At 60.4% G+C, this 19798-nt stretch carries 22 protein-coding genes and 3 tRNA genes; 4 read left to right on the top strand and 21 right to left on the bottom strand.

What is annotated here, in order from left to right:
• Window positions 1-17: 17 nt before the first annotated feature.
• The 18 genes from A6U98_RS07685 to A6U98_RS07770 all read right to left on the bottom strand — a co-directional run bounded on the left by A6U98_RS07685 (window position 18) and on the right by A6U98_RS07770 (window position 15700).
• A complete protein-coding gene (locus A6U98_RS07685) occupies window positions 18-1529 on the bottom strand; it encodes an NADH-quinone oxidoreductase subunit M (RefSeq protein WP_003558456.1) in 1512 nt (503 codons plus the stop codon).
• Complete coding sequence (gene nuoL, locus A6U98_RS07690; protein ID WP_003558455.1) at window positions 1529-3529, bottom strand: NADH-quinone oxidoreductase subunit L; 2001 nt, start codon at window positions 3527-3529, stop codon at window positions 1529-1531. The genes A6U98_RS07685 and nuoL overlap by 1 nt, the downstream gene beginning before the upstream one ends.
• Window positions 3530-3536: 7 nt before the next feature.
• Window positions 3537-3845 (bottom strand): NADH-quinone oxidoreductase subunit NuoK, encoded by a 309-nt coding sequence (gene nuoK, locus A6U98_RS07695; RefSeq protein WP_003547388.1) that lies wholly within the window; start codon window positions 3843-3845, stop codon window positions 3537-3539.
• 23 nt (window positions 3846-3868) lie between these two features.
• Window positions 3869-4483 (bottom strand): NADH-quinone oxidoreductase subunit J, encoded by a 615-nt coding sequence (locus A6U98_RS07700; RefSeq protein ID WP_003547387.1) that lies wholly within the window; start codon window positions 4481-4483, stop codon window positions 3869-3871.
• Between the two features lie 144 nt (window positions 4484-4627).
• Window positions 4628-5119 carry an NADH-quinone oxidoreductase subunit NuoI gene (nuoI, locus tag A6U98_RS07705; protein ID WP_003547385.1) on the bottom strand — a complete coding sequence of 164 codons (492 nt, stop codon included), beginning with the start codon at window positions 5117-5119 and terminating at the stop codon, window positions 4628-4630.
• 40 nt (window positions 5120-5159) lie between these two features.
• Window positions 5160-6203 (bottom strand): NADH-quinone oxidoreductase subunit NuoH, encoded by a 1044-nt coding sequence (gene nuoH, locus A6U98_RS07710; RefSeq protein ID WP_003558454.1) that lies wholly within the window; start codon window positions 6201-6203, stop codon window positions 5160-5162.
• A gap of 12 nt (window positions 6204-6215) precedes the next feature.
• Window positions 6216-8297 (bottom strand): NADH-quinone oxidoreductase subunit NuoG, encoded by a 2082-nt coding sequence (nuoG, locus tag A6U98_RS07715; RefSeq protein ID WP_064649079.1) that lies wholly within the window; start codon window positions 8295-8297, stop codon window positions 6216-6218.
• A gap of 219 nt (window positions 8298-8516) precedes the next feature.
• Entirely contained in the window at window positions 8517-9197 is a 681-nt protein-coding gene (locus A6U98_RS07720) for a hypothetical protein (protein ID WP_064649081.1), read from the bottom strand.
• Between the two features lie 2 nt (window positions 9198-9199).
• Window positions 9200-10504, bottom strand: a complete 1305-nt coding sequence (gene nuoF, locus A6U98_RS07725; protein ID WP_003558451.1) for an NADH-quinone oxidoreductase subunit NuoF — start codon at window positions 10502-10504, stop codon at window positions 9200-9202.
• 10 nt (window positions 10505-10514) lie between these two features.
• Window positions 10515-11681 (bottom strand): NADH-quinone oxidoreductase subunit E, encoded by a 1167-nt coding sequence (locus A6U98_RS07730; protein ID WP_064649083.1) that lies wholly within the window; start codon window positions 11679-11681, stop codon window positions 10515-10517.
• A 16-nt stretch (window positions 11682-11697) separates the two neighbouring features.
• The gene (locus A6U98_RS07735) at window positions 11698-11970 is read right to left on the bottom strand and encodes a hypothetical protein (protein ID WP_064649085.1); all 273 of its coding nucleotides are present in this window, start codon (window positions 11968-11970) and stop codon (window positions 11698-11700) included.
• Entirely contained in the window at window positions 11970-13160 is a 1191-nt protein-coding gene (locus A6U98_RS07740; RefSeq protein WP_064649087.1) for an NADH-quinone oxidoreductase subunit D, read from the bottom strand. The genes A6U98_RS07735 and A6U98_RS07740 overlap by 1 nt, the downstream gene beginning before the upstream one ends.
• Window positions 13161-13220: 60 nt before the next feature.
• Window positions 13221-13607 carry a four helix bundle protein gene (locus A6U98_RS07745; protein WP_064649089.1) on the bottom strand — a complete coding sequence of 129 codons (387 nt, stop codon included), beginning with the start codon at window positions 13605-13607 and terminating at the stop codon, window positions 13221-13223.
• Window positions 13608-13653: 46 nt separating this feature from the next.
• Complete coding sequence (locus A6U98_RS07750; RefSeq protein WP_064649091.1) at window positions 13654-14256, bottom strand: NADH-quinone oxidoreductase subunit C; 603 nt, start codon at window positions 14254-14256, stop codon at window positions 13654-13656.
• 18 nt (window positions 14257-14274) lie between these two features.
• Window positions 14275-14859 carry an NADH-quinone oxidoreductase subunit B gene (locus A6U98_RS07755; RefSeq protein WP_003547368.1) on the bottom strand — a complete coding sequence of 195 codons (585 nt, stop codon included), beginning with the start codon at window positions 14857-14859 and terminating at the stop codon, window positions 14275-14277.
• Window positions 14850-15215 carry an NADH-quinone oxidoreductase subunit A gene (locus A6U98_RS07760; RefSeq protein ID WP_010055493.1) on the bottom strand — a complete coding sequence of 122 codons (366 nt, stop codon included), beginning with the start codon at window positions 15213-15215 and terminating at the stop codon, window positions 14850-14852. Before A6U98_RS07760 ends, A6U98_RS07755 begins: the two co-directional genes overlap by 10 nt.
• A 246-nt stretch (window positions 15216-15461) precedes the next feature.
• Window positions 15462-15538 (bottom strand) — tRNA-Asp (locus A6U98_RS07765).
• 85 nt (window positions 15539-15623) lie between these two features.
• Window positions 15624-15700: transfer RNA gene (locus tag A6U98_RS07770), tRNA-Asp, on the bottom strand.
• A gap of 405 nt (window positions 15701-16105) precedes the next feature.
• Between A6U98_RS07770 and A6U98_RS07775 the strand changes: the two genes are divergently transcribed.
• From A6U98_RS07775 to A6U98_RS07785, 3 genes are all read left to right on the top strand, one after another.
• Window positions 16106-16181: transfer RNA gene (locus A6U98_RS07775), tRNA-Val, on the top strand.
• Window positions 16182-16281: 100 nt separating this feature from the next.
• Window positions 16282-16680: a hypothetical protein gene (locus A6U98_RS07780; RefSeq protein ID WP_064649093.1), complete on the top strand. Its 399-nt coding sequence runs from the start codon at window positions 16282-16284 to the stop codon at window positions 16678-16680.
• A 393-nt stretch (window positions 16681-17073) separates the two neighbouring features.
• Window positions 17074-17286: a hypothetical protein gene (locus A6U98_RS07785; RefSeq protein WP_064649095.1), complete on the top strand. Its 213-nt coding sequence runs from the start codon at window positions 17074-17076 to the stop codon at window positions 17284-17286.
• 111 nt (window positions 17287-17397) lie between these two features.
• Here the strand turns inward: A6U98_RS07785 and A6U98_RS07790 are convergent, their stop codons facing one another.
• Window positions 17398-17946: a glutathione peroxidase gene (locus A6U98_RS07790; RefSeq protein ID WP_064649098.1), complete on the bottom strand. Its 549-nt coding sequence runs from the start codon at window positions 17944-17946 to the stop codon at window positions 17398-17400.
• A gap of 134 nt (window positions 17947-18080) precedes the next feature.
• Entirely contained in the window at window positions 18081-18434 is a 354-nt protein-coding gene (locus A6U98_RS07795) for a hypothetical protein (protein ID WP_018241586.1), read from the bottom strand.
• Window positions 18435-18599: 165 nt separating this feature from the next.
• On the opposite strand from A6U98_RS07795, the gene A6U98_RS07800 reads away from it, so the two are divergent.
• Entirely contained in the window at window positions 18600-19205 is a 606-nt protein-coding gene (locus tag A6U98_RS07800; protein WP_064649099.1) for a class I SAM-dependent methyltransferase, read from the top strand.
• Here the strand turns inward: A6U98_RS07800 and A6U98_RS07805 are convergent, their stop codons facing one another.
• Entirely contained in the window at window positions 19206-19607 is a 402-nt protein-coding gene (locus tag A6U98_RS07805) for a cupin domain-containing protein (protein WP_027685153.1), read from the bottom strand.
• Between the last annotated feature and the right edge of the window lie 191 nt (window positions 19608-19798).

Genomic DNA, 19798 nt, shown 5'->3' on the forward strand with positions numbered 1-19798 from the left:
TCCAATAAGTCCCGTCATCATTTCATAGACAGCGCAACATTCTGCGCTGCGTGCACGGCGGCCGTGTAGTTGTTGACCAACAGATCCACCGAGGCGGCTGTCGCATCGAAGACCGGAGCCGGATAAACGCCGAAGAAGATAGTCAGCGCGACCAGCGGGTAGAGGATCAGCTGCTCGCGTCTGGAAAGATCGAGCAGTGCCTTCAGCTTTTCCTTTTCCAGCGCACCGAAGATCACCCGGCGATAAAGCCAGAGCGCGTAGGCTGCCGAGAGGATGACGCCGGTGGCGGCAAAAAGCGCTACCCAGGTGTTGACCCGGAAGACACCGATCAGCGTCAGGAATTCGCCGACGAAGCCCGACGTGCCGGGAAGCCCGACATTGGCCATGGTGAAGACCATCATCGCCACGGCATATTTCGGCATGTTGTTGACGAGCCCGCCATAGGCGTTGATCTCGCGGGTGTGGGTGCGATCGTAGACGACGCCGACGCAGAGGAAGAGCGCGCCGGAGACGATGCCGTGCGAGAGCATCTGGAAGATCGAGCCCTGAACGCCCTGCATGTTGGCGGCAAAGATGCCCATGGTCACGTAGCCCATGTGCGCCACGGAGGAATAGGCGATCAGCTTCTTGATATCGTCCTGCATCATCGCCACCAGAGAGGTGTAGATGATGGCAATAACGGACATGGCAAAGACGAGCGGCGCGAAATAATCGGACGCGACCGGGAACATGCCGAGCGAGAAACGGATGAGACCGTAGCCGCCGAGCTTCAGCAGCACGCCGGCCAGGATCACCGAGCCAGCCGTCGGCGCCTGAACGTGGGCATCGGGAAGCCAGGTGTGGACCGGCCACATCGGCATCTTCACCGCGAACGAGGCGAAGAAGGCAAGCCATAACCAGGTCTGCAGCGCCGGCGGGAACTTGTATGCGAGCAGCGCGGTGATGTCGGTCGTGCCGGCCTGCCAGTACATCGCCATGATGGCGAGCAGCATCAGCACCGAGCCGAGCAGCGTATAGAGGAAGAACTTGTAGCTCGCATAGACGCGGTCCTTGCCGCCCCAGACACCGATGATCAGGAACATCGGAATGAGGCCCGCCTCGAAGAAGACGTAGAAGAGCACGATATCGAGCGAGACGAAAACGCCGATCATCATCGTTTCGAGGATGAGGAAGGCGATCATGTATTCCTTCAGGCGCTTCTCGATCGAGAGCCAGCTCGCCAGCACACAGAAGGGCATGAGGAAGGTCGACAGGATGACGAACAGCATCGAGATGCCGTCGACGCCGACGTGGTAGCCGATGCCGGTGCCGAGCCAGTTATGCTTCTCGATCATCTGGAAGCCCGGATTGGCATTGTCGAAGCCGATCCAGATGAAGAGCGAGACGACGAAGGTGAAGACGGTGGTGATCAGCGAGATCCACAGCACGTTCTTCCGGCCGGTTTCGCTTTCGCCGTTCATCAATAGCAGGAGCACCACGCCAACGAGCGGCAGGAAGGTGACCGTTGAAAGAATAGGCCAATCGGTCATCAGAAGGAACTCCCGAGCATCATCCAGGTAACGAGCGCCGCAATGCCGATCAGCATGGCGAAGGCGTAGTGATAGAGGTAACCGGTCTGCAGGCGCACCACCCGATCGGTGACGGCGACGACGCGAGCGGCGACACCGTTCGGGCCGTAGGTGTCGATGACGCCGACATCACCCTTCTTCCACAGGAAGCGGCCGAGCGCCTTGGCGGAGCGAACGAAGAGGAAGTCGTAAAGTTCGTCGAAATACCACTTGTTCAACAAGAACTGATAGAGCACGCGGTGCTGCTGCGCCAGGATGCGCGGCGTCTGCGGCGAGCGGATATACATGTACCAGGCGGTAACGAAGCCGAGCACCATGGCGATGAAGGGGCTCAAAGCCACGAGCGCCGGCACGTGGTGGAACTCTTCGACCAGTTCGTTTTCGGCGCCGGTGAAGAGCGCACCCTTCCAGAACTCGGCATATTCCTCGCCATAGAACCGGCCTTCGAAGAAGTAGCCGGCAAGCACCGCGCCGATCGCCAGCAGATAGAGCGGCACCAGCATGACCTGCGGCGACTCGTGGACATGGTGCATCACCTCGTGCGAAGCGCGCGGCTTGCCGAAGAAGGTCATGAAGATAAGGCGCCAGGAATAGAAGCTGGTGAACAGAGCCGCGATGACCAGCAGCGCGAAGGCGAAGCCGGAGACCGGCGAATGCGAGGCATAGGTCGCCTCGATGATTACGTCCTTGGAGAAGAAGCCGGCAAAGCCGATCGGCGTGAAGGGAATGCCGACGCCGGTGATCGCCAGCGTGCCGACAATCATCATACGGAACGTCCATTTAATATGCGGTCGCAGGCCGCCCATGTAGCGCATGTCCTGCTCGCCATCGACGGCATGAATGACCGAGCCGGCGCAGAGGAAGAGCAGCGCCTTGAAGAAGGCGTGGGTGAAGAGATGGAAGATCGCCGCACCATAGGCTCCGACCCCGAGCGCCACGAACATGTAGCCGAGCTGCGAACAGGTGGAATAGGCGATGACCCGCTTGATGTCGTTCTGCACCAGGCCGACGGTTGCCGCGAAGAAGGCAGTGATCGCGCCGATCACGGTGACGACGACAAGCGCATCGTGCGACAGTTCGAAGAGCGGCGACATGCGGGCGACGAGGAAGACGCCGGCGGTGACCATGGTGGCGGCGTGGATCAGGGCCGAGACCGGGGTCGGGCCTTCCATGGCGTCCGGCAGCCAGGTGTGCAGCAGGAACTGTGCCGACTTGCCCATCGCGCCCATGAACAGCAGCAGGCAGATGCCGGTCAGCGCATGCGCCTTGTCGAGCTGCATGCCGAAGAGGTTGAGGATCACTTCGCTCGCCTCGCCGCCGCCTTCATGCGGGGCGAAATTCGAGGCATTGGCGAAGATCGTGTCGAAGTTGATCGAGCCGAACAGCACGAAGACGCCGGCAATGCCGAGCACGAAGCCGAAGTCGCCGACGCGGTTGACGATGAAGGCCTTCATCGCCGCGGCCGTCGCCGACGGCTTCTTGAACCAGAAGCCGATCAGCAGATAGGAAGCGAGACCGACACCTTCCCAGCCGAAGAACATCTGGGCAAGGTTGTCTGCCGTCACCAGCATCAGCATGGCGAAAGTGAAGAGCGAGAGATAGGCGAAGAAGCGCGGACGATGCGGATCGGTGTGCATGTAGCCGATCGAATAGACATGCACCAGCGTCGAGACCGTGTTGACGACGATCAGCATCACTGATGTCAGCGTATCCACACGCAGCGACCAGGAGACGTCGATGCCGCCGGACTGGATCCAGCGCAGCACCTCGACCTTGATCGGGCCACCTTCGGTATGGCCCATGCCGACGGTGAAGAAGACGACCCAGGACAGGATGGCGGCGATGATCATCAGGCCGCTGGTGACATATTCCGAAGCCTTGGCGCCGATGGCGCGGCCGAAAAGGCCGGCGGCGATCGCACCGATCAAGGGAAGAAAGACGATAGCCTTATAGAGGAACATGAGCCACTCAGCCCTTCATCATATTGACGTCTTCGACCGCGATCGAGCCGCGGTTGCGGTAGAAGACAACGAGAATTGCAAGACCGATCGCCGCTTCGGCAGCCGCGACAGTCAGGATGAACAGCGCGAAGACCTGGCCGACGATGTCGTTCAGGAAGGAGGAGAAGGCGACCATGTTGATGTTGACGGCAAGCAGGATCAGTTCGATCGACATCAGGATGACGATGACGTTCTTCCGGTTCAGGAAGATGCCGAAGACGCCGAGCGTGAAGAGGATGGCGCTGACCGTCAGGTAGTGGGAAAGTCCGATGACCATGTTCTTTGTTCCTTGACCTGCCTTTAGACGCCCTGCCCGGGCTTGACCGAAACCACCTCGACGGCGGTGGCGGGCGTGCGGGCAACTTGCCTCGGAATATTCTGCCGCTTGATGTTGGTGCGATGCCGCAGCGTCAGCACGATCGCGCCGATCATGGCGACCAGCAGCACCAGACCGGCGATCTGGAAGAAATAGACGTAGTTGGTGTAGAGCACGTCGCCGAGAGCGGCGGTATTGGTGCGCTCGCTCAGCGCCGGGATCGGCATGGCGACTGATTTGGCGATCTCCGGCGAGATGACGCTGCCGCCGATGACGACGATCAGTTCGGCTGCGAGGATCACCCCGATCAGCCCGCCGATCGGCGCATATTCTAGAACGCCGGCCCTCAGTTCGGTGAAGTCGATATCGAGCATCATCACCACGAAGAGGAAGAGGACGGCGACGGCGCCGACATAGACGACAAGCAGGATCATCGCCAGGAATTCGGCACCGAGCAGCAGGAAGAGGCCGGCCGCATTGAAGAACACCAGGATCAGAAACAGAACCGAGTGAACCGGGTTCTTCGCCCAGATGACCATGAACGCCGACGCCACCGCGACAAAGGCGAAAAGATAGAAAAATAGAGCCTGCAGACCCATGTTGGTGCCTTTTTCATCTTCCCCCGGGCAGCCGGGAGTTTCCCTGCCCGATGGAGCTCTCCCTGGCGTTAACCGGAAAAGCTCCTGTGCATATTGACCGCGACAGGAGCAACTGCGCTCCACCGCGGCATTTCAAAATCTCAATCAGCGGTACGGCGAGTCGATCGCGATGTTGCGGGCGATTTCGCGCTCCCACCGGTCTCCGTTATCCAGAAGCCGCGCCTTGTCGAAGTAGAGCTCTTCGCGGGTTTCCGTCGCAAATTCGAAATTCGGGCCTTCGACGATCGCGTCGACCGGGCAGGCTTCCTGGCAGAAGCCGCAATAGATGCACTTCACCATGTCGATGTCGTAGCGCACCGTGCGGCGCGTGCCGTCGTTGCGGCGCGGGCCGGCCTCGATGGTGATCGCCTGAGCAGGACAGATCGCCTCGCAGAGCTTGCAGGCGATGCAGCGTTCCTCGCCATTCGGATAACGGCGCAAAGCATGCTCGCCGCGGAAACGCGGGGAGACCGGACCCTTTTCGAAGGGATAGTTGATCGTCGCCTTCTGGCGGAAGAAATAGCGCATCGACAGAAAGAACGCGCCGACGAATTCCTTGAGAAACAGCGAGCTGATGGAGCCGGATAAGCTTGCCATCTTCAACCTCCAATTTTGCCGAAAACGAGAGTGGGCACCATCATGCCCAACCCATCAGTTTCAGCACGAATGCAACGATGACGACCATGGCGAGCGACAGCGGCAGGAAGACCTTCCAGCCGAGGCGCATGAGCTGGTCGTAGCGGTAGCGCGGAACGAAGGCCTTGACCATCGCGAACATGAAGAACACCAGGCAGGCCTTCAGTGTAAACCAGATGATGCCTGGGACCCAGCTGAGGATCCAGATATCGACCGGGGGCAGCCAGCCGCCGAGGAAGAGGATCGTCGTCAGCGCGCACATCAGGCAGACGGCCGCATATTCGCCGAGCATGAACATCATGTATGGCGACGAGCCGTATTCGACCATGAAGCCGGCGACGAGTTCCGATTCGGCTTCCGGAAGGTCGAAGGGCGGGCGGTTCGTTTCGGCGAGCGCCGAAATGAAGAAGATGATGAACATCGGGAACAGCGACAGCCAGTGCCAGTCGAGGAACGACGCCGGCAGGCCGAGCATGGTGCCGAGGCCGGTATGCTGCGCATTGACGATATCGGTCAGATTCAGCGAGCCGACGCAGAGAAGCACGGTGACGATGACAAAGCCGATCGAGACTTCATAGGACACCATCTGCGCCGCCGAGCGCAGCGCGCCGAGGAACGGATACTTCGAGTTCGAAGCCCAGCCGCCCATGATGATGCCGTAAACCTCGAGCGAGGAAATCGCGAAAATATAAAGGATGCCGACATTGATGTTGGCGATCACCCATCCGTCGGCCAGCGGCACGACCGCCCAGGTCGACAGCGCAAGAAGCACCGTCACCAGCGGGGCAAGCAGGAACACCGCCTTGTTGGCGCCGGCCGGAATAATCGGCTCCTTGAAGACGAACTTCAAAAGATCGGCGAAGGACTGGAACAGGCCGAAGGGACCGACGACGTTCGGGCCGCGGCGCAGCTGCACGGCCGCCCAGATCTTGCGGTCGGCCAGCAGCACGTAGGCGATGAAGACGAGCAGGCAGACGAGAAGCAGCAGCGACTGACCGATCATGATGATCGCCGGCCAGACATAGGTCGAAAAGAAAGAATCCATAGTCCCCTGCCCTTACTCTGCCGCGACTTTGAAGTTGTTGCGGGCCAATGCCGAGCACTCCGCCATGACAGCCGAGGCACGCGCTATCGGGTTCGTCAAATAGAAGTCTTTCACCGGCGACGCAAACCCGGATTTGTTCATCTTGCCGGCTTTTTTCGCAACTGCGGCAATTTGGGCGCTATCGCTTTCGGCGATCTCGTCGATGGCAGCGAAATGCGGGAAAGCGGCATAGAGCCGGACACGCAATTCGCTGAGCGAATCGAAGGGAAGCTTCTTGCCGAGCACGTCGGAAAGGGCGCGGATGATCGCCCAGTCCTCGCGGGCATCACCCGGCGCAAAGCCTGCGCGGTTGCCCATCTGAACGCGGCCTTCGGTGTTGACCCAGGTGCCGGACTTTTCGGTATAGGCTGCGGCCGGCAGGATGACGTCGGCATGGTGCGCGCCGTTATCGCCATGCGAGCCGATATAGACGGTGAGCTTGGCCTTCTTGGTGGTGAAGTCGAGTTCGTCTGCACCGAGCAGGAAGAGCACGTCCATCGCCGTCAGCATCTCGGCAGCATTGACGCCCTTGGCGCCCGGCACGAAGCCGAGGTCGAGGCCGCCGACGCGCGACGCTGCGGTATGGAGGACGGCGAAGCCGTTCCAGCCTTCGGCGACAGCACCAACCGAACCGGCGAGCTTTGCAGCACTGGCGAGAACGCCGGCGCCGTCGGTGCGCGACAGGGCGCCCTGGCCAATGATGATCATCGGCTTGGCGGCATTCTTCAGCACGTCCGCAAAGGCGTGGGTGCCGTCGACCAGATCCTTCAGTGTGTCGGGACCGCCGCCGAGATAGTCATAGCTGTAGCGCAGTTCACCCGGCTCGCCGATCACGCCGATCGGGAACTTGCCGCGGCGCCAGCGCTTGCGGATGCGGGCGTTGAGGATGGCTGCCTCGAAGCGCGGATTGGCGCCGATGATCAGCAGCGCGTCGGCCTGGTCGATGCCCGCAATGGTCGGGTTGAAGAGATAGCTTGCACGGCCCAGCGACGGATCGAGTGCCGCCCCATCCTGGCGACAGTCGAGATTGGTTGAGCCCAACGACTTCACCAGTTCGGAGAGCGCATACATTTCCTCGACGGAAGCGAGGTCGCCAGCGATCGCGCCGATCTTGTCGCCCGAGGTGGCGCCGACGGCGGCCTTGATGGCGCCAAAGGCTTCGGCCCAGGTAGCGGGCTGCAGGCGGCCGTCGCGGCGAACATAAGGCCGGTCGAGGCGCTGGGTCTTCAGACCGTCCCAGATGAAGCGGCTCTTGTCGGAAATCCACTCCTCATTGATCGTCTCATTGACGCGCGGCAGGATGCGCATGACTTCGCGGCCGCGGGTGTCGACGCGGATCGCCGAACCGACGGCATCCATGACGTCGATCGATTCGGTCTTGTTCAGCTCCCATGGGCGCGCGGTGAAGGCGAAGGGCTTCGAGGTGAGCGCACCGACCGGGCAAAGGTCGACGACGTTGCCCTGCAGCTCGGAGGTCATCGCCTGCTCGAGATAGGTGGTGATCTCGGCATCCTCACCGCGGCCGATCAGGCCGAGTTCGGAAATGCCGGCGACCTCGGTGGTGAAGCGGACGCAGCGCGTGCAGTGGATGCAGCGGTTCATCACCGTCTTGACGAGCGGGCCAATATACTTGTCCTCGACGGCGCGCTTGTCTTCCTGATAGCGCGAGGTGTCGATGCCGAAGGCCATCGCCTGGTCCTGCAGGTCGCATTCGCCGCCCTGGTCGCAGATCGGGCAATCGAGCGGATGGTTGATCAGCAGGAATTCCATCACGCCTTCGCGGGCCTTCTTGACCATCGGCGTGTTGGTGAAGACCTCAGGCAGTTCGCCGTTCGGGCCGCCGCGGATGTCGCGCACGCTCATGGCGCAGGAAGCCTGCGGCTTCGGCGGGCCGCCCTTCACCTCGACGAGGCACATGCGGCAATTGCCGGCAACCGACAGGCGCTCGTGGAAGCAGAAGCGCGGAACCTCGGCACCGGCATCCTCGCACGCCTGCAATAGCGTGAAATGATCCGGAACTTCGATCTCGTTGCCGTCAATCCTCAGTTTTGCCATCGTCGCTCAGTCCTGTTTCCCGTTTGCCTGATGACGGCAAACAAACCTATTTTTTGCAGCACTCTCATTGCCAAGCCGGATCTTTCGTCCTGCCGACATCTGATGTCGCCCAAATTCTCTATCGCGCGTCCCAGACCCGGAACCCGCACCGGCATCTCGAGGCCCCCGCCCGTCCGCCGATCTGCCCATCTTTCCGGCCGATTGACACAGCCGGACAGTTCATTTCCTTCTGCGGCCCCGCCCTGCCAGAACTTTGGCCTGACCGGTCCAGTCGTCACGGCCGATGCGGCCGCTGAAGCCGAGCTCGGCGTCGAACCGGGCGATCTCCTCGTCGGTCCAGGCGGCGATCTCGGCGAAGCTGCGAATGCCCTTGGCATTCAGCACCTGCTCCAGCTTCGGGCCGATGCCGGTGATCAGCTTGAGATCGTCGGTCTTCCCCCGCGCAACCGATTTTGCCTTCACGGTCGGTTTTGGCAGGCTGGCCTTCGTTTGGCTGGCTAGCGTCGGCTCGCTGACCGGCTTGACGACCGTCAGTCTCGGTCCTGCCTTCTTTTCGGCCGGCGGCTTGGTGAACGCCTTCACGATCGGGCCAATATTCTCCGGCCGGATATCGACATCGGGCTTCAGTTCGTCCGGCGGCGTGTCATCGAGGGCGGCAGCGACCTTGCCGGTCGTTTCCAGGGCGCTCTGCCAGGCGCCGAAGAAAGCACCAGCCATTTGAGTCGAGAAACCGAAGCCAATCGCCGTTGCGGCGGCAAAGGCTGCAGCGGGATGCGCCATCAGCGGATGCACGGGCATCGCCTGTGCATTTTCAAGCATCTCGGCAGCAAGACGGCCGAAACCAGCCGCGAAATCGGCGACTTCTTCGTTTTTCCTACCCTTGGATGCATTGTTCGCCATGATTATTCAGCCGCCTCCAGAACCGCGCCGTGATCAAGCGCGCTCGCCGTATACTGGTCGATGCGCTTTTCGATCTCCGGACGGAAATTACGGATCAGACCCTGCACCGGCCATGCGGCGGCGTCGCCGAGCGCGCAGATGGTGTGGCCTTCGATCTGCTTCGTCACCTGGAACAGCATGTCGATTTCGCGCTTCTGGGCATTGCCCTTTGCCATGCGCTCCATCACGCGCCACATCCAGCCCGTGCCTTCGCGGCAGGGCGTGCACTGGCCGCAGCTCTCATGCTTGAAGAAGGCGGAGATACGGGCGATCGCCTTGATGACGTCGGTGGACTTGTCCATGACGATCGCGGCAGCCGTGCCGAAGGACGAGCCGACGCCGCGAAGGCCGTCGAAATCCATCGGGCAGTCGATGATGTCCTTGGCCGGAACGATCGGGCAGGATGCGCCGCCCGGAATGACGGCAAGCAGGTTGTCCCAGCCGCCGCGAATGCCGCCGGCATGGCGGTCGACCAGTTCGCGGAAGGTGATGCCCATTTCCTCTTCGACCGTGCACGGCTTGTTGACGTGGCCGGAGAGCATGAACAGCTTGGTGCCAACATTGTTCGGACGGCCGATGGCCGAGAACCAGCCGGCGCCGCGGCGCAGGATCGTCGGCGCCACAGCGATCGATTCAACATTGTTGACCGTCGTCGGGCAGCCATAGAGGCCCATGTTGGCCGGGAATGGCGGCTTCAGGCGCGGCTGGCCCTTCTTGCCTTCGAGGCTTTCGAGCAGCGCGGTTTCTTCACCGCAAATATAGGCGCCGGCGCCGTGATGGACGAAGATGTCCATGTCCCAGCCGAGCTTGTTGTTCTTGCCGAGCAGGCCATAATCATAGCATTCGTCGATCGCCGCCTGCAGCGCTTCGCGCTCGCGAATATATTCGCCGCGCACATAAATGTAGGCCGCATTGGCGCCCATCGCGAAGCTCGCAACGACGCAGCCTTCAATCAGCGTATGCGGATCGTGGCGCATGATGTCGCGGTCTTTGCAGGTGCCCGGCTCCGATTCGTCGGCGTTGACGACGAGGTAGTGCGGACGGCCGTCGCTTTCCTTCGGCATGAAGGACCATTTGAGGCCCGTGGGGAAGCCGGCGCCGCCGCGACCACGGAGGCCAGACGCCTTCATCTCGTTGATGATCCAGTCGCGGCCCTTTTCGAGGATCTGCTTGGTGCCGTCCCAGTGGCCGCGGCTCATCGCGCCCTTCAGGGACTTGTCCTTGAGGCCGTAGATGTTGGTAAAGATGCGGTCTTTATCTTGTAACATGCTTCACCTCTTACCGCGGCTTCTTGCCGAAGACCTTGATATATTCCGCTTCCCCGCCCTTGGCGAGCGCCTTGGCCTGCTTGACCCAGTCATCGCGCTCGATGCGGCCGCGGAAGTTCAGATAGCCGTCGACCCATTCGCGTTCGGCCTTCTTCCAGCCTGCGACCTGCGCGAAGGTGAAGATGCCGATTTCGTTCAATGTCGCCTCGATCTTCGGGCCGACACCCGAGATCATCTTCAGATCATCCGGTGCGGCGGGCTTTTCGACGCCGGCCGGACGGTTCTTGTCGGTCAGGGCAGGCTTTGCCGCCGGGGCAGCTTCAGCCTTGACGGCAGCCTTCGGCGCCGGTTCGGCGGCCGCAGTGCCTGATATCGGCTGCTGCTCGGCAGCCTTGGCGTTTTTCGCAGCCGCCTTCGGCGCCGTTGCCGGCGTCTTCAGGGCAGCATTGGTCTCGGCATCGGTGCTCTTCGGGCGGGCGGCCTCGGAGGGCGGAACCGGCGCGGCGTCGACTGGAGCCGACACGGCTTCGGCATCGGCCTTCTTGGCGCGCGTCCTTGCCTTCGGCTCTTCGGTCGTGAGCGAGGTCGGGCCGCCTTCAGGCGCCGAAAACACCCGGTCGATCTGGGTGCCGGGCTTGATGCTGGCGCCATTGCCGGCGGCAAAAACGTCGATAATCTCTTCGAGACGCTGGGGCGTCAGATCCTCATAGGTGTCCTTGCCGATCATCACCATCGGCGCATTGACGCAGGCCCCGAGACATTCGACCTCTTCCCAGGACAGCGTGCCTTCGGCATTGCGCTCGAGGGCATGGGCATGGATCTTGCTCTTGCAGACCGACATCAGCGCTTCCGAGCCGCGCAGCATGCAGGGCGTCGTGCCGCAGACCTGGACATGGGCGCGGGTACCAACCGGATGCAGCTGGAACTGCGTATAGAAGGTCGCGACCTCGAGCACGCGGATATAGGCCATATCAAGCATGTCGGCGATCTTTTCGATCGCCGCGCGCGTGACCCAGCCGTCCTGCTCCTGCGCCCGCATCAACAGCGGGATGACCGCCGATTGCTGGCGGCCGGCGGGGTATTTCTGGATCGTCTTGTCCGCCCAGATCGCATTGTCATCGCTGAAGGCGAATGCGGCAGGCTGGAATTGATCTTCGGCTAATCGACGAACGGACATTCTTTCTCACGCCTTGTCAGTTTAGGGTTCCACACCGCGAAGCGGTCAAAGACTGCATTTCGCAGGCATAGGCCGACTGGTCTTTTTGCATAAACACTACGAATTTGCTGCCGTTCGGAATGGCAGCCTTGATCTGATAGCCCTTGGACAAAAGCTCGCCCATGGACGATTGCTGCGTCGGCGGCGTCTCTTCCTTATGGCCCAGCGGCGTGCCGAGGCTATCGGACTCCTGAGCCAAAACCCCGGATGCCGAAAGAAGGATTGCAACGGCCAGCGGCAGAAGCTGCATCAGCGGTCCACCTCGCCGAAGACGATGTCGAGCGAGCCGAGCACTGCCGCGACGTCGGCAAGCTGGTGGCCGCGGCACATGAAGTCCATCGCCTGCAGATGGGCATAACCCGGGGCGCGGATCTTACAGCGATAGGGCTTGTTGGTGCCGTCGGAGACCAGATAGACGCCGAACTCACCCTTCGGCGCCTCGACGGCGGCGTAAACCTCGCCGGCCGGCACGTGGTAGCCTTCGGTATAGAGCTTGAAGTGGTGGATCAGCGCTTCCATCGAGCGCTTCATTTCGCCGCGCTTCGGCGGCACGACCTTGCCGTCGATCGACGAGAAGGGACCGGTCTTCGCATCCGAGAGCAGGCGGTTGACGCATTGCTTCATGATGCGGACCGACTCGCGCATCTCGATCATGCGGATCAGATAGCGGTCGTAGTTGTCGCCATTCTTGCCGATCGGAATGTCGAATTCTAGATCGGAATAACATTCATAGGGCTGGGCGCGACGCAAATCCCAGGCCGCACCCGAACCGCGCACCATGACGCCGGAGAAGCCCCAAGCCCAGCATTCCTCCAGCGAGACGACGCCGATATCGACGTTGCGCTGCTTGAAGATACGGTTGCCGGTCAACAGGTTGTCGATGTCGTCCAGCGCCTTCAGGAACGGGTCGCACCAGGCGCCGATATCCTGCACGAGCTGTTCGGGCAGGTCCTGGTGGACGCCACCCGGACGGAAATAGGCGGCGTGCATGCGTGAGCCGCTGGCGCGCTCGTAGAACACCATCAGCTTTTCACGCTCTTCGAAGCCCCAGAGCGGCGGCGTCAGCGCGCCGACGTCCATGGCCTGCGTCGTGACGTTCAGAAGGTGCGAGAGGATACGGCCGATTTCCGAATAGAGAACGCGGATCAGCTGGCCGCGAATCGGGATCTCGATACCGAGCAGCCTTTCGACGGCCATCGCATAGGCATGTTCCTGGTTCATCGGCGCGACGTAGTCGAGACGATCGAAATAGGGCACGGCCTGAAGATAGGTCTTGGTCTCGATCAGCTTCTCGGTGCCGCGATGCAAAAGGCCGATATGCGGATCGACCCGCTCCACAATTTCGCCGTCAAGCTCCAGGACAAGACGAAGAACGCCGTGCGCCGCCGGATGCTGCGGTCCGAAGTTGATGTTGAAGTTGCGGACGTTATGTTCGGTCATTTGCAACGCGCTCCGCTATTGCAGGCATAAGCCAATGGGCAATAGGCAATAGTGTAGTTTTCAGTTCTCATGTTCGTTCCGTCCATCTTGCAGGCGACGAATGAGCGACCACAGCATCTTTCCCACTTCTGCGATCAAGGAAAGCGCCAACTGGGTTTGTGACACCGTGACAATTCCTACTCGTGCCGAGAGTATCAGATGCGTTTCCAACTCCTTCAGAGACCCTTGGGCAATTTTCAAGTGGTGCACGTAGGCACCCGTTGACTCGCGTCCGTAACCTTCCGCGATGTTTGCTGCAATGGATGCTGCCGAACGTCTTACCTGGGAGGCAAGGCCATAAATTTCCTCTTTTGGAAATTCCTTTGTGAGGCCGTAACATTCAACCGCAAGATCCATGGAGCGCTGCCACACCTTAAGATCCTGATAGGAATTAATCGCCGTTGCCATTCTCCCTTGTCACTACTGCCTGCTGGCTTCTGCCTGATGCCTAAGACTACTGCTTCGCCTTCTCATCCCCAGGCAGAACATATTCAGTCCCCTCCCAGGGCGACATAAAGTCGAAGTTGCGGAATTCCTGCTTCAGCTCGACCGGCTCGTAGACGACTCGCTTTGCCGCGTCGTCGTAACGCACTTCGACAAAACCGGTGGTCGGGAAGTCCTTGCGCAGCGGATGGCCTTCGAAGCCGTAGTCGGTCAGGATGCGGCGCAGGTCCGGATGGCCGGTGAAGAGCACGCCGTACATGTCCCAGGTCTCGCGCTCGAACCAGTCGGCGCCGGGATAGACGGGGCAGGCCGACGGGACCGGCGTATCTTCATCCGTTGCGACCTTGACGCGGATGCGCAGGTTCTTCTTCGGCGACAGCAGGTGGTAGACGACGTCGAAACGCAGCTCACGCTGCGGCCAGTCGACCCCGCAAATATCGATCAGGTTGACGAAAACGCATTTGGCGTCGTCGCGCAGGAAGGTCAGAAGCGCGACCAGGTTTTCACCCGTCGTCGTCAGCGTCAGCTCGCCATACTTCATCTGCGATGCGGCGATCAGGTTGCCGCGCGCTTCGCCAAGGTAGGACGCAAGCTCAGTCAGGGCTTCACTCATATGCCTTGTCCTTAACCCTTAGCGTTCGATCGTGCCGGTACGCCGGATCTTCTTCTGCAGCAAAAGCACGCCGTAAAGCAGCGCCTCTGCCGTGGGGGGACAGCCCGGCACGTAGATGTCGATCGGCACGATGCGGTCACAGCCGCGCACTACCGAATAGGAATAGTGATAATAGCCGCCGCCATTGGCGCAGGAGCCCATCGAGATGACATAACGCGGCTCGGGCATCTGGTCGTAGACCTTGCGCAGCGCCGGCGCCATCTTGTTGGTCAGCGTGCCGGCGACGATCATCACGTCGGACTGGCGCGGCGAGGCGCGTGGCGCAAAGCCGAAGCGCTCGACGTCATAACGCGGCATGGACAGCTGCATCATTTCGACAGCGCAGCAGGCAAGACCGAAGGTCATCCACATCAGTGAGCCGGTGCGGGCCCAGTTGATCAGTTCGTCGGTCGAGGTAACGAGGAAACCCTTGTCGGCAAGCTCATTGTTGATCTCGCCGAAAAATGGGTCGTTGCTGCCGATGGGCTTGCCGGTCGAGGGATCGATAATCCCCTTCGGCTGCTGGGCAACAAGCGGCTGATTGCTCACAGGGGCTACTCCCATTCCAGGGCTCCCTTCTTCCATTCATAGATAAAGCCGATGGTCAGCACGAGAAGGAAGACCATCATGGACCAGAAGCCGAACCAGCCGATGGCGCCGAAGGAGACGGCCCAGGGGAAGAGGAAGGCGACTTCGAGGTCGAAGATGATGAAGAGGATCGACACGAGGTAGAAACGGATGTCGAACTTCATGCGGGCGTCGTCGAAAGCGTTGAAGCCGCATTCGTAAGCCGAGAGCTTTTCCGAATCAGGCGCTTTGAAAGCCACGGCGAACGGCGCAATGAGCAGCGCCAAGCCGATAACGAGCGCAATAGCAATGAAGATAGCGATCGGAATATAAGAACTGAGTAGTTCAGTCATCATGTTCATCCCTGCTTGCCGGAGACGCCAGGCGGCGCATTTGGGCAAATGCCCGGCAAGCGAACGTGCGTTGCAACAAGCCGTGGTTAGCGCAGCCGAGGCCCCGGCGCAAGACTTTTACAGAGGCAATTCGACGCGTGTCGGGCGGACATTATCAAGCAGATGCAACGATGTCGCGACAAATCCGTGCAAGCCGTTTGAACCTGCATGGCTGACCACTGGAAACTGCATGGCTTTTGGAAGAAATGGCGCGAGTGACGGGGCTCGAACCCGCGACCTCCGGCGTGACAGGCCGGCACTCTAACCGACTGAGCTACACCCGCGCATTGATCGGCCACTTTGCGGCCGCGAGGATGAAAAGAACCGGACAAACGACAAATCGCATTTGCGTTTTACAAAGACTTGAAATGGCGCGAGTGACGGGGCTCGAACCCGCGACCTCCGGCGTGACAGGCCGGCACTCTAACCAACTGAGCTACACCCGCAATTCATTTCAAGCAGTCCGGATGCCTTCGCACCCTCTCCAAAACGGCTGCCCGTTTCGATGAGCGGCTAACTACGGGGTTCGCCTTTTAGTGTCAAGCAGGTTTGGAGACAAAACCATGACAGTCTGCGAATTGTTTCGGCGGGTTGGGCGCCATACGAACAAAAGCCGCCACTTCCGTCTTCCGCAGCCATGGTCAGGCCCAGACACAGCGCCTTCAAAACGGAGATGCTCGCCGCCCTCCCCCTTACTTTTCCACAGCCGAACCGAGCCTGAGCGGCATTGCAAGACAGGGGACCACCAACAAAAAAATCAAAAAATCTTCACAAACACTCTTGCGGTTTTGCCGCGATCCGCATAGATCACGGCCACCAACGCGGCAGGCCGATCCGGCTTCGTTTGCGATGGGCGATTAGCTCAGTTGGTAGAGCGCCTCGTTTACACCGAGGATGTCGGGAGTTCGAGTCTCTCATCGCCCACCATTTGCAACTTTCCTGCAACATGTTCATCAGAGTTAGACTCCCGAATTAGCTCGCTAATCCGGTCAGGATCTGCGCAAGATGTTTTGTCAGGAGACACCTCATGAAAACCGTTGCCATCATCTCTACGCTGCTTCTCGCCAGCGTGGCTGCGCCGCCGTGCATTGCCAGAGAGCCGGCGCAAGAGGTGTTCCTATCTGCCGGGGATCAGACGATCACGACATCGGGAGAAACCCCCGCGCGAGAAGCCAGAACATATCTCCTGCGAATGCGGTCCGATCTGCCGATTAATTTTTCGGTCGATGCAGACAATTCAGCCTGCAGCTTGGAAATCAGCAAAGCCAGCCAGCGCGGCGTCTTAAGCACCATCAGCCGATTCCCCGCGTCTTTCAGAGACAGCGGTCAAAGTGGCGATAAATATACGTTTTCGTTTTTCCAAAACCGCGTTTCATTTATGAGTGGCGCCCGGTGCGCCTTCTCATTTTCTCTTACGCAGATGTGACTGTGTGATTGGGGTGATGGGCATCCCTCGCCGTTTGGAGGACGCTCACCGTCTGCCATTTCACGGCGATTACATCCTGCCCATCGGTTCGTCACGACTCTCCGTATCCGGTGAACCGGCGGACGGATTCCCCGTGCGGCGGCACACCACGGTCCGAGTTCTGGGCAGGACTGCGTTCTCGAGGCAGCATGCGGCAAGACGTTCCGGCGCAGCAAGGCGTACATCCCGGCAGCTTCAGATGCGCGCCGTCCCGCCAGCGCTCCATAAAGCGGACCACTCCCAGCCGGCGCGCCACCTCCTATTGGGCGAATGGATAGGGGTCGGCAAAAGTGGGAGAATTCGCCGCCCGGAAAGTCTCCGCGTTTGAAGGTTCATCACGCCTGGAGGTGTGCCATGACGACCCTGCGCTCAGTATTGACGCTGTGCATCGCGATTGCCCTCGGCGCGCCAAGTGCCACATACGTCACCCTGCCCGGATATGCATTCAAGACGAATCCGACATGCCAGCGCCACGAACCAAAGACGAAATTCGACAAGAGGTGCGACTGGCCGAGAGTGGGCTTCAAGGACTTTACGCCCCCGCTTGTGACCGTGCTTGGGATCTGAGGACCTTGGAATGGCGCCGGATGCGCTTTCTTATTTTCTCCGACTAAGATGTGAGAGCGTGATCGGGGTAATGAGCATCCCGCTGTCTGGTCGGTGCTCATCGCCCACCGTTCATCCCTTCGCCAGTTCTTTATCCACAGCGGAAACAAGTCGCGAATCGTCGGCCGTCACATCGGGGGCGAATCGGGCAGCGACTTTGCCGTCGCGGCCGATCAGGAATTTTTCGAAGTTCCAGAGGATGTCGTCCTCGTCGCCGCCTGTCATGCCGTGGGATTTCAGGCGTTCGCGCATCGGGCCGTCGCCCGTCGTCGCGACACCCGACTTGGTCAGTTGCCGGTAAAGCGGGTGCTGGGCTTCGCCCTTGACCGAGATCTTCGAGAAGATCGGAAAGGTGACGTCATAGGTGCTGGTGCAAAAATCGAGGATCTCGGCGTCGGTGCCCGGCTCCTGGCCCTTGAAATCGTTGGCGGGAAACGCGGCGATGACGAAGCCGCGCTCGCGCTTTTCCCCATAAAGCTTTTCCAACCCCTCATATTGGACCGTCAGCCCACATTTCGAGGCGACATTGACGACCAGGAGCACCCTGCCCTTGTATTCGTTGAGCGTGGTCTCACGACCATCCACAGTCTTGACCGGGATATCCAGCACGTTGCCCGTCACGGGAACCTCCAATTTCGTAAGGATATGGTTCGCCCAAGCTTAGCGATATCGCCGCCGTTGTCATCAGCGTCGAGATCAACTCGGCTTCCACAGGACGCCGGTGCGGCTTCCTGCCGCACCGGGCCCTCAGCACCTCAGGCGGGAGACGTTTCCTTCACGTCGTCGAGCAGGAAGTGCACGACGAGATAATCCGTCTTGTAGTGGCGGCCACTGTCCGACACGGAATCGACGCTGCCGCCGTCCTTCGGGTGCCAGGCGTGGTAATGGGGATTGGTGGTGATCAGCGTGATGGCCTTGCCATCTCTTTCGCCAAGCCGGAAGCGCATCTCGGCGAGCGGCCAGATCCGCTCGTAATCCTGCATGGTGATTCGCGCCTTCAGCGCCTTGCGCTGCAGCGGCGCTTCGCCGGCCTCGGCTGGTGTTTCCAACATCACCTCCTCAGCTCCGCTGATGATGGCGTTGAATTCTTCAGGCCACATGCGTCTCATGAAATCGCTCCTCCCGAGGCTTTTTCGTCAGTTCACAGATGGAACTTAGCGGTTTGTTCGAAAGAAGCAAATTCCTGTCATGCGGTTGTCATCGGTGTCGGCTGCTCCTACCTTCCCCTCGAACCGCATCAGGGCCGTCAGTCGCCCGCAATCCCGAGATCAGAGATGAAGACACGTGAAGACAGGCAGGCGCTCCGGGCGAGCATGCCGCGCACTCCGCTCAGCGCCCATCATATGGAAAACGCCCGGCTACTGCCGGATCGCGGCGAATTGCTTTATCGGATTCCGAACGGCGGCATAGGCGTCGAGGTCGGGGCAGCCTTCGGCCAATATACGGCTGAGATCCTGGAAAAGAATCGCCCGGCGCAGCTCTACCTCATCGATCCCTGGTCGATGGATCGCTACAGCTCCGGGCTCGACTCGATCCACACGAATTTCGCCGCCGAGATCGAGGCTGGCCGGCTGCACCTGATGCAGGGCACATCGCTCGAGAAGCTTGCCGAATTCGAGGACGATTTCCTCGACTGGGCCTATATCGATACCGATCATTCCTTCGAGCTCACCTGGCAGGAGCTCCTGCTCTGCGAAAAGAAGGTCAAGCGGACGGGGCGTATTGCCGGGCATGATTTCTGCACGGGCAATACGGTCAAGCCGATCGTCTATGGTGTCGTCGAGGCGGTCACCAAGTTCTGCAAGGATTACGGCTGGCAATTCGAGTTCCTGACGGTCGAATCGCACGCGCATTTTTCCTATTGCCTGAAGCGGCTCTGATCAGGCCTTGCCGGAATATTGCTCGTCGCTGACCTTTTCCATCCAGTCGACGTGATTGCCGTCCAGCGCCTCATGAATGGCGATGTGCGTCATCGCCGTATCCGGGGCAGCTCCGTGCCAATGTTTTTCGCCCGGCGCGAACCAGACGGTATCGCCGGCGCGGATCTCGCGGATGTCCTCTCCCCAGCTCTGGGCGAGACCCTTGCCTGATGTCACGATCAGCGTCTGGCCGAGCGGATGCGTATGCCAGGCCGTGCGGGCGCCGGGTTCGAAGGTCACGGAGACCGCCCTCGCCCGTGCCGGCGCCGGCGTTTCCATCAGCGGATCCTGGCGAACGGCGCCGGTGAAATAGTCGGCCGGTGGCTTCGTCGAGGGGCGAGAGCCGACGGGTTTGATCTCCATGATCTTTCCTTTTCCATCCATGCGGTTGAAGCCGTGTAGCAGAACGATATTTCATCGGGGCGACCAATCAAAGCCGGATCGACAATTGCCGCAAAGTCACCCGGCTGATAGTGCCAGTGTCTTTCATCAGCGCGTCGCATCTTGCTTGAATCATGCGACGCGCTTTGGCTCTTTGTTTTTATGCATGTCGT

Source organism: Rhizobium sp. WYCCWR10014, assembly GCF_001657485.1.
Lineage (GTDB): Bacteria > Pseudomonadota > Alphaproteobacteria > Rhizobiales > Rhizobiaceae > Rhizobium.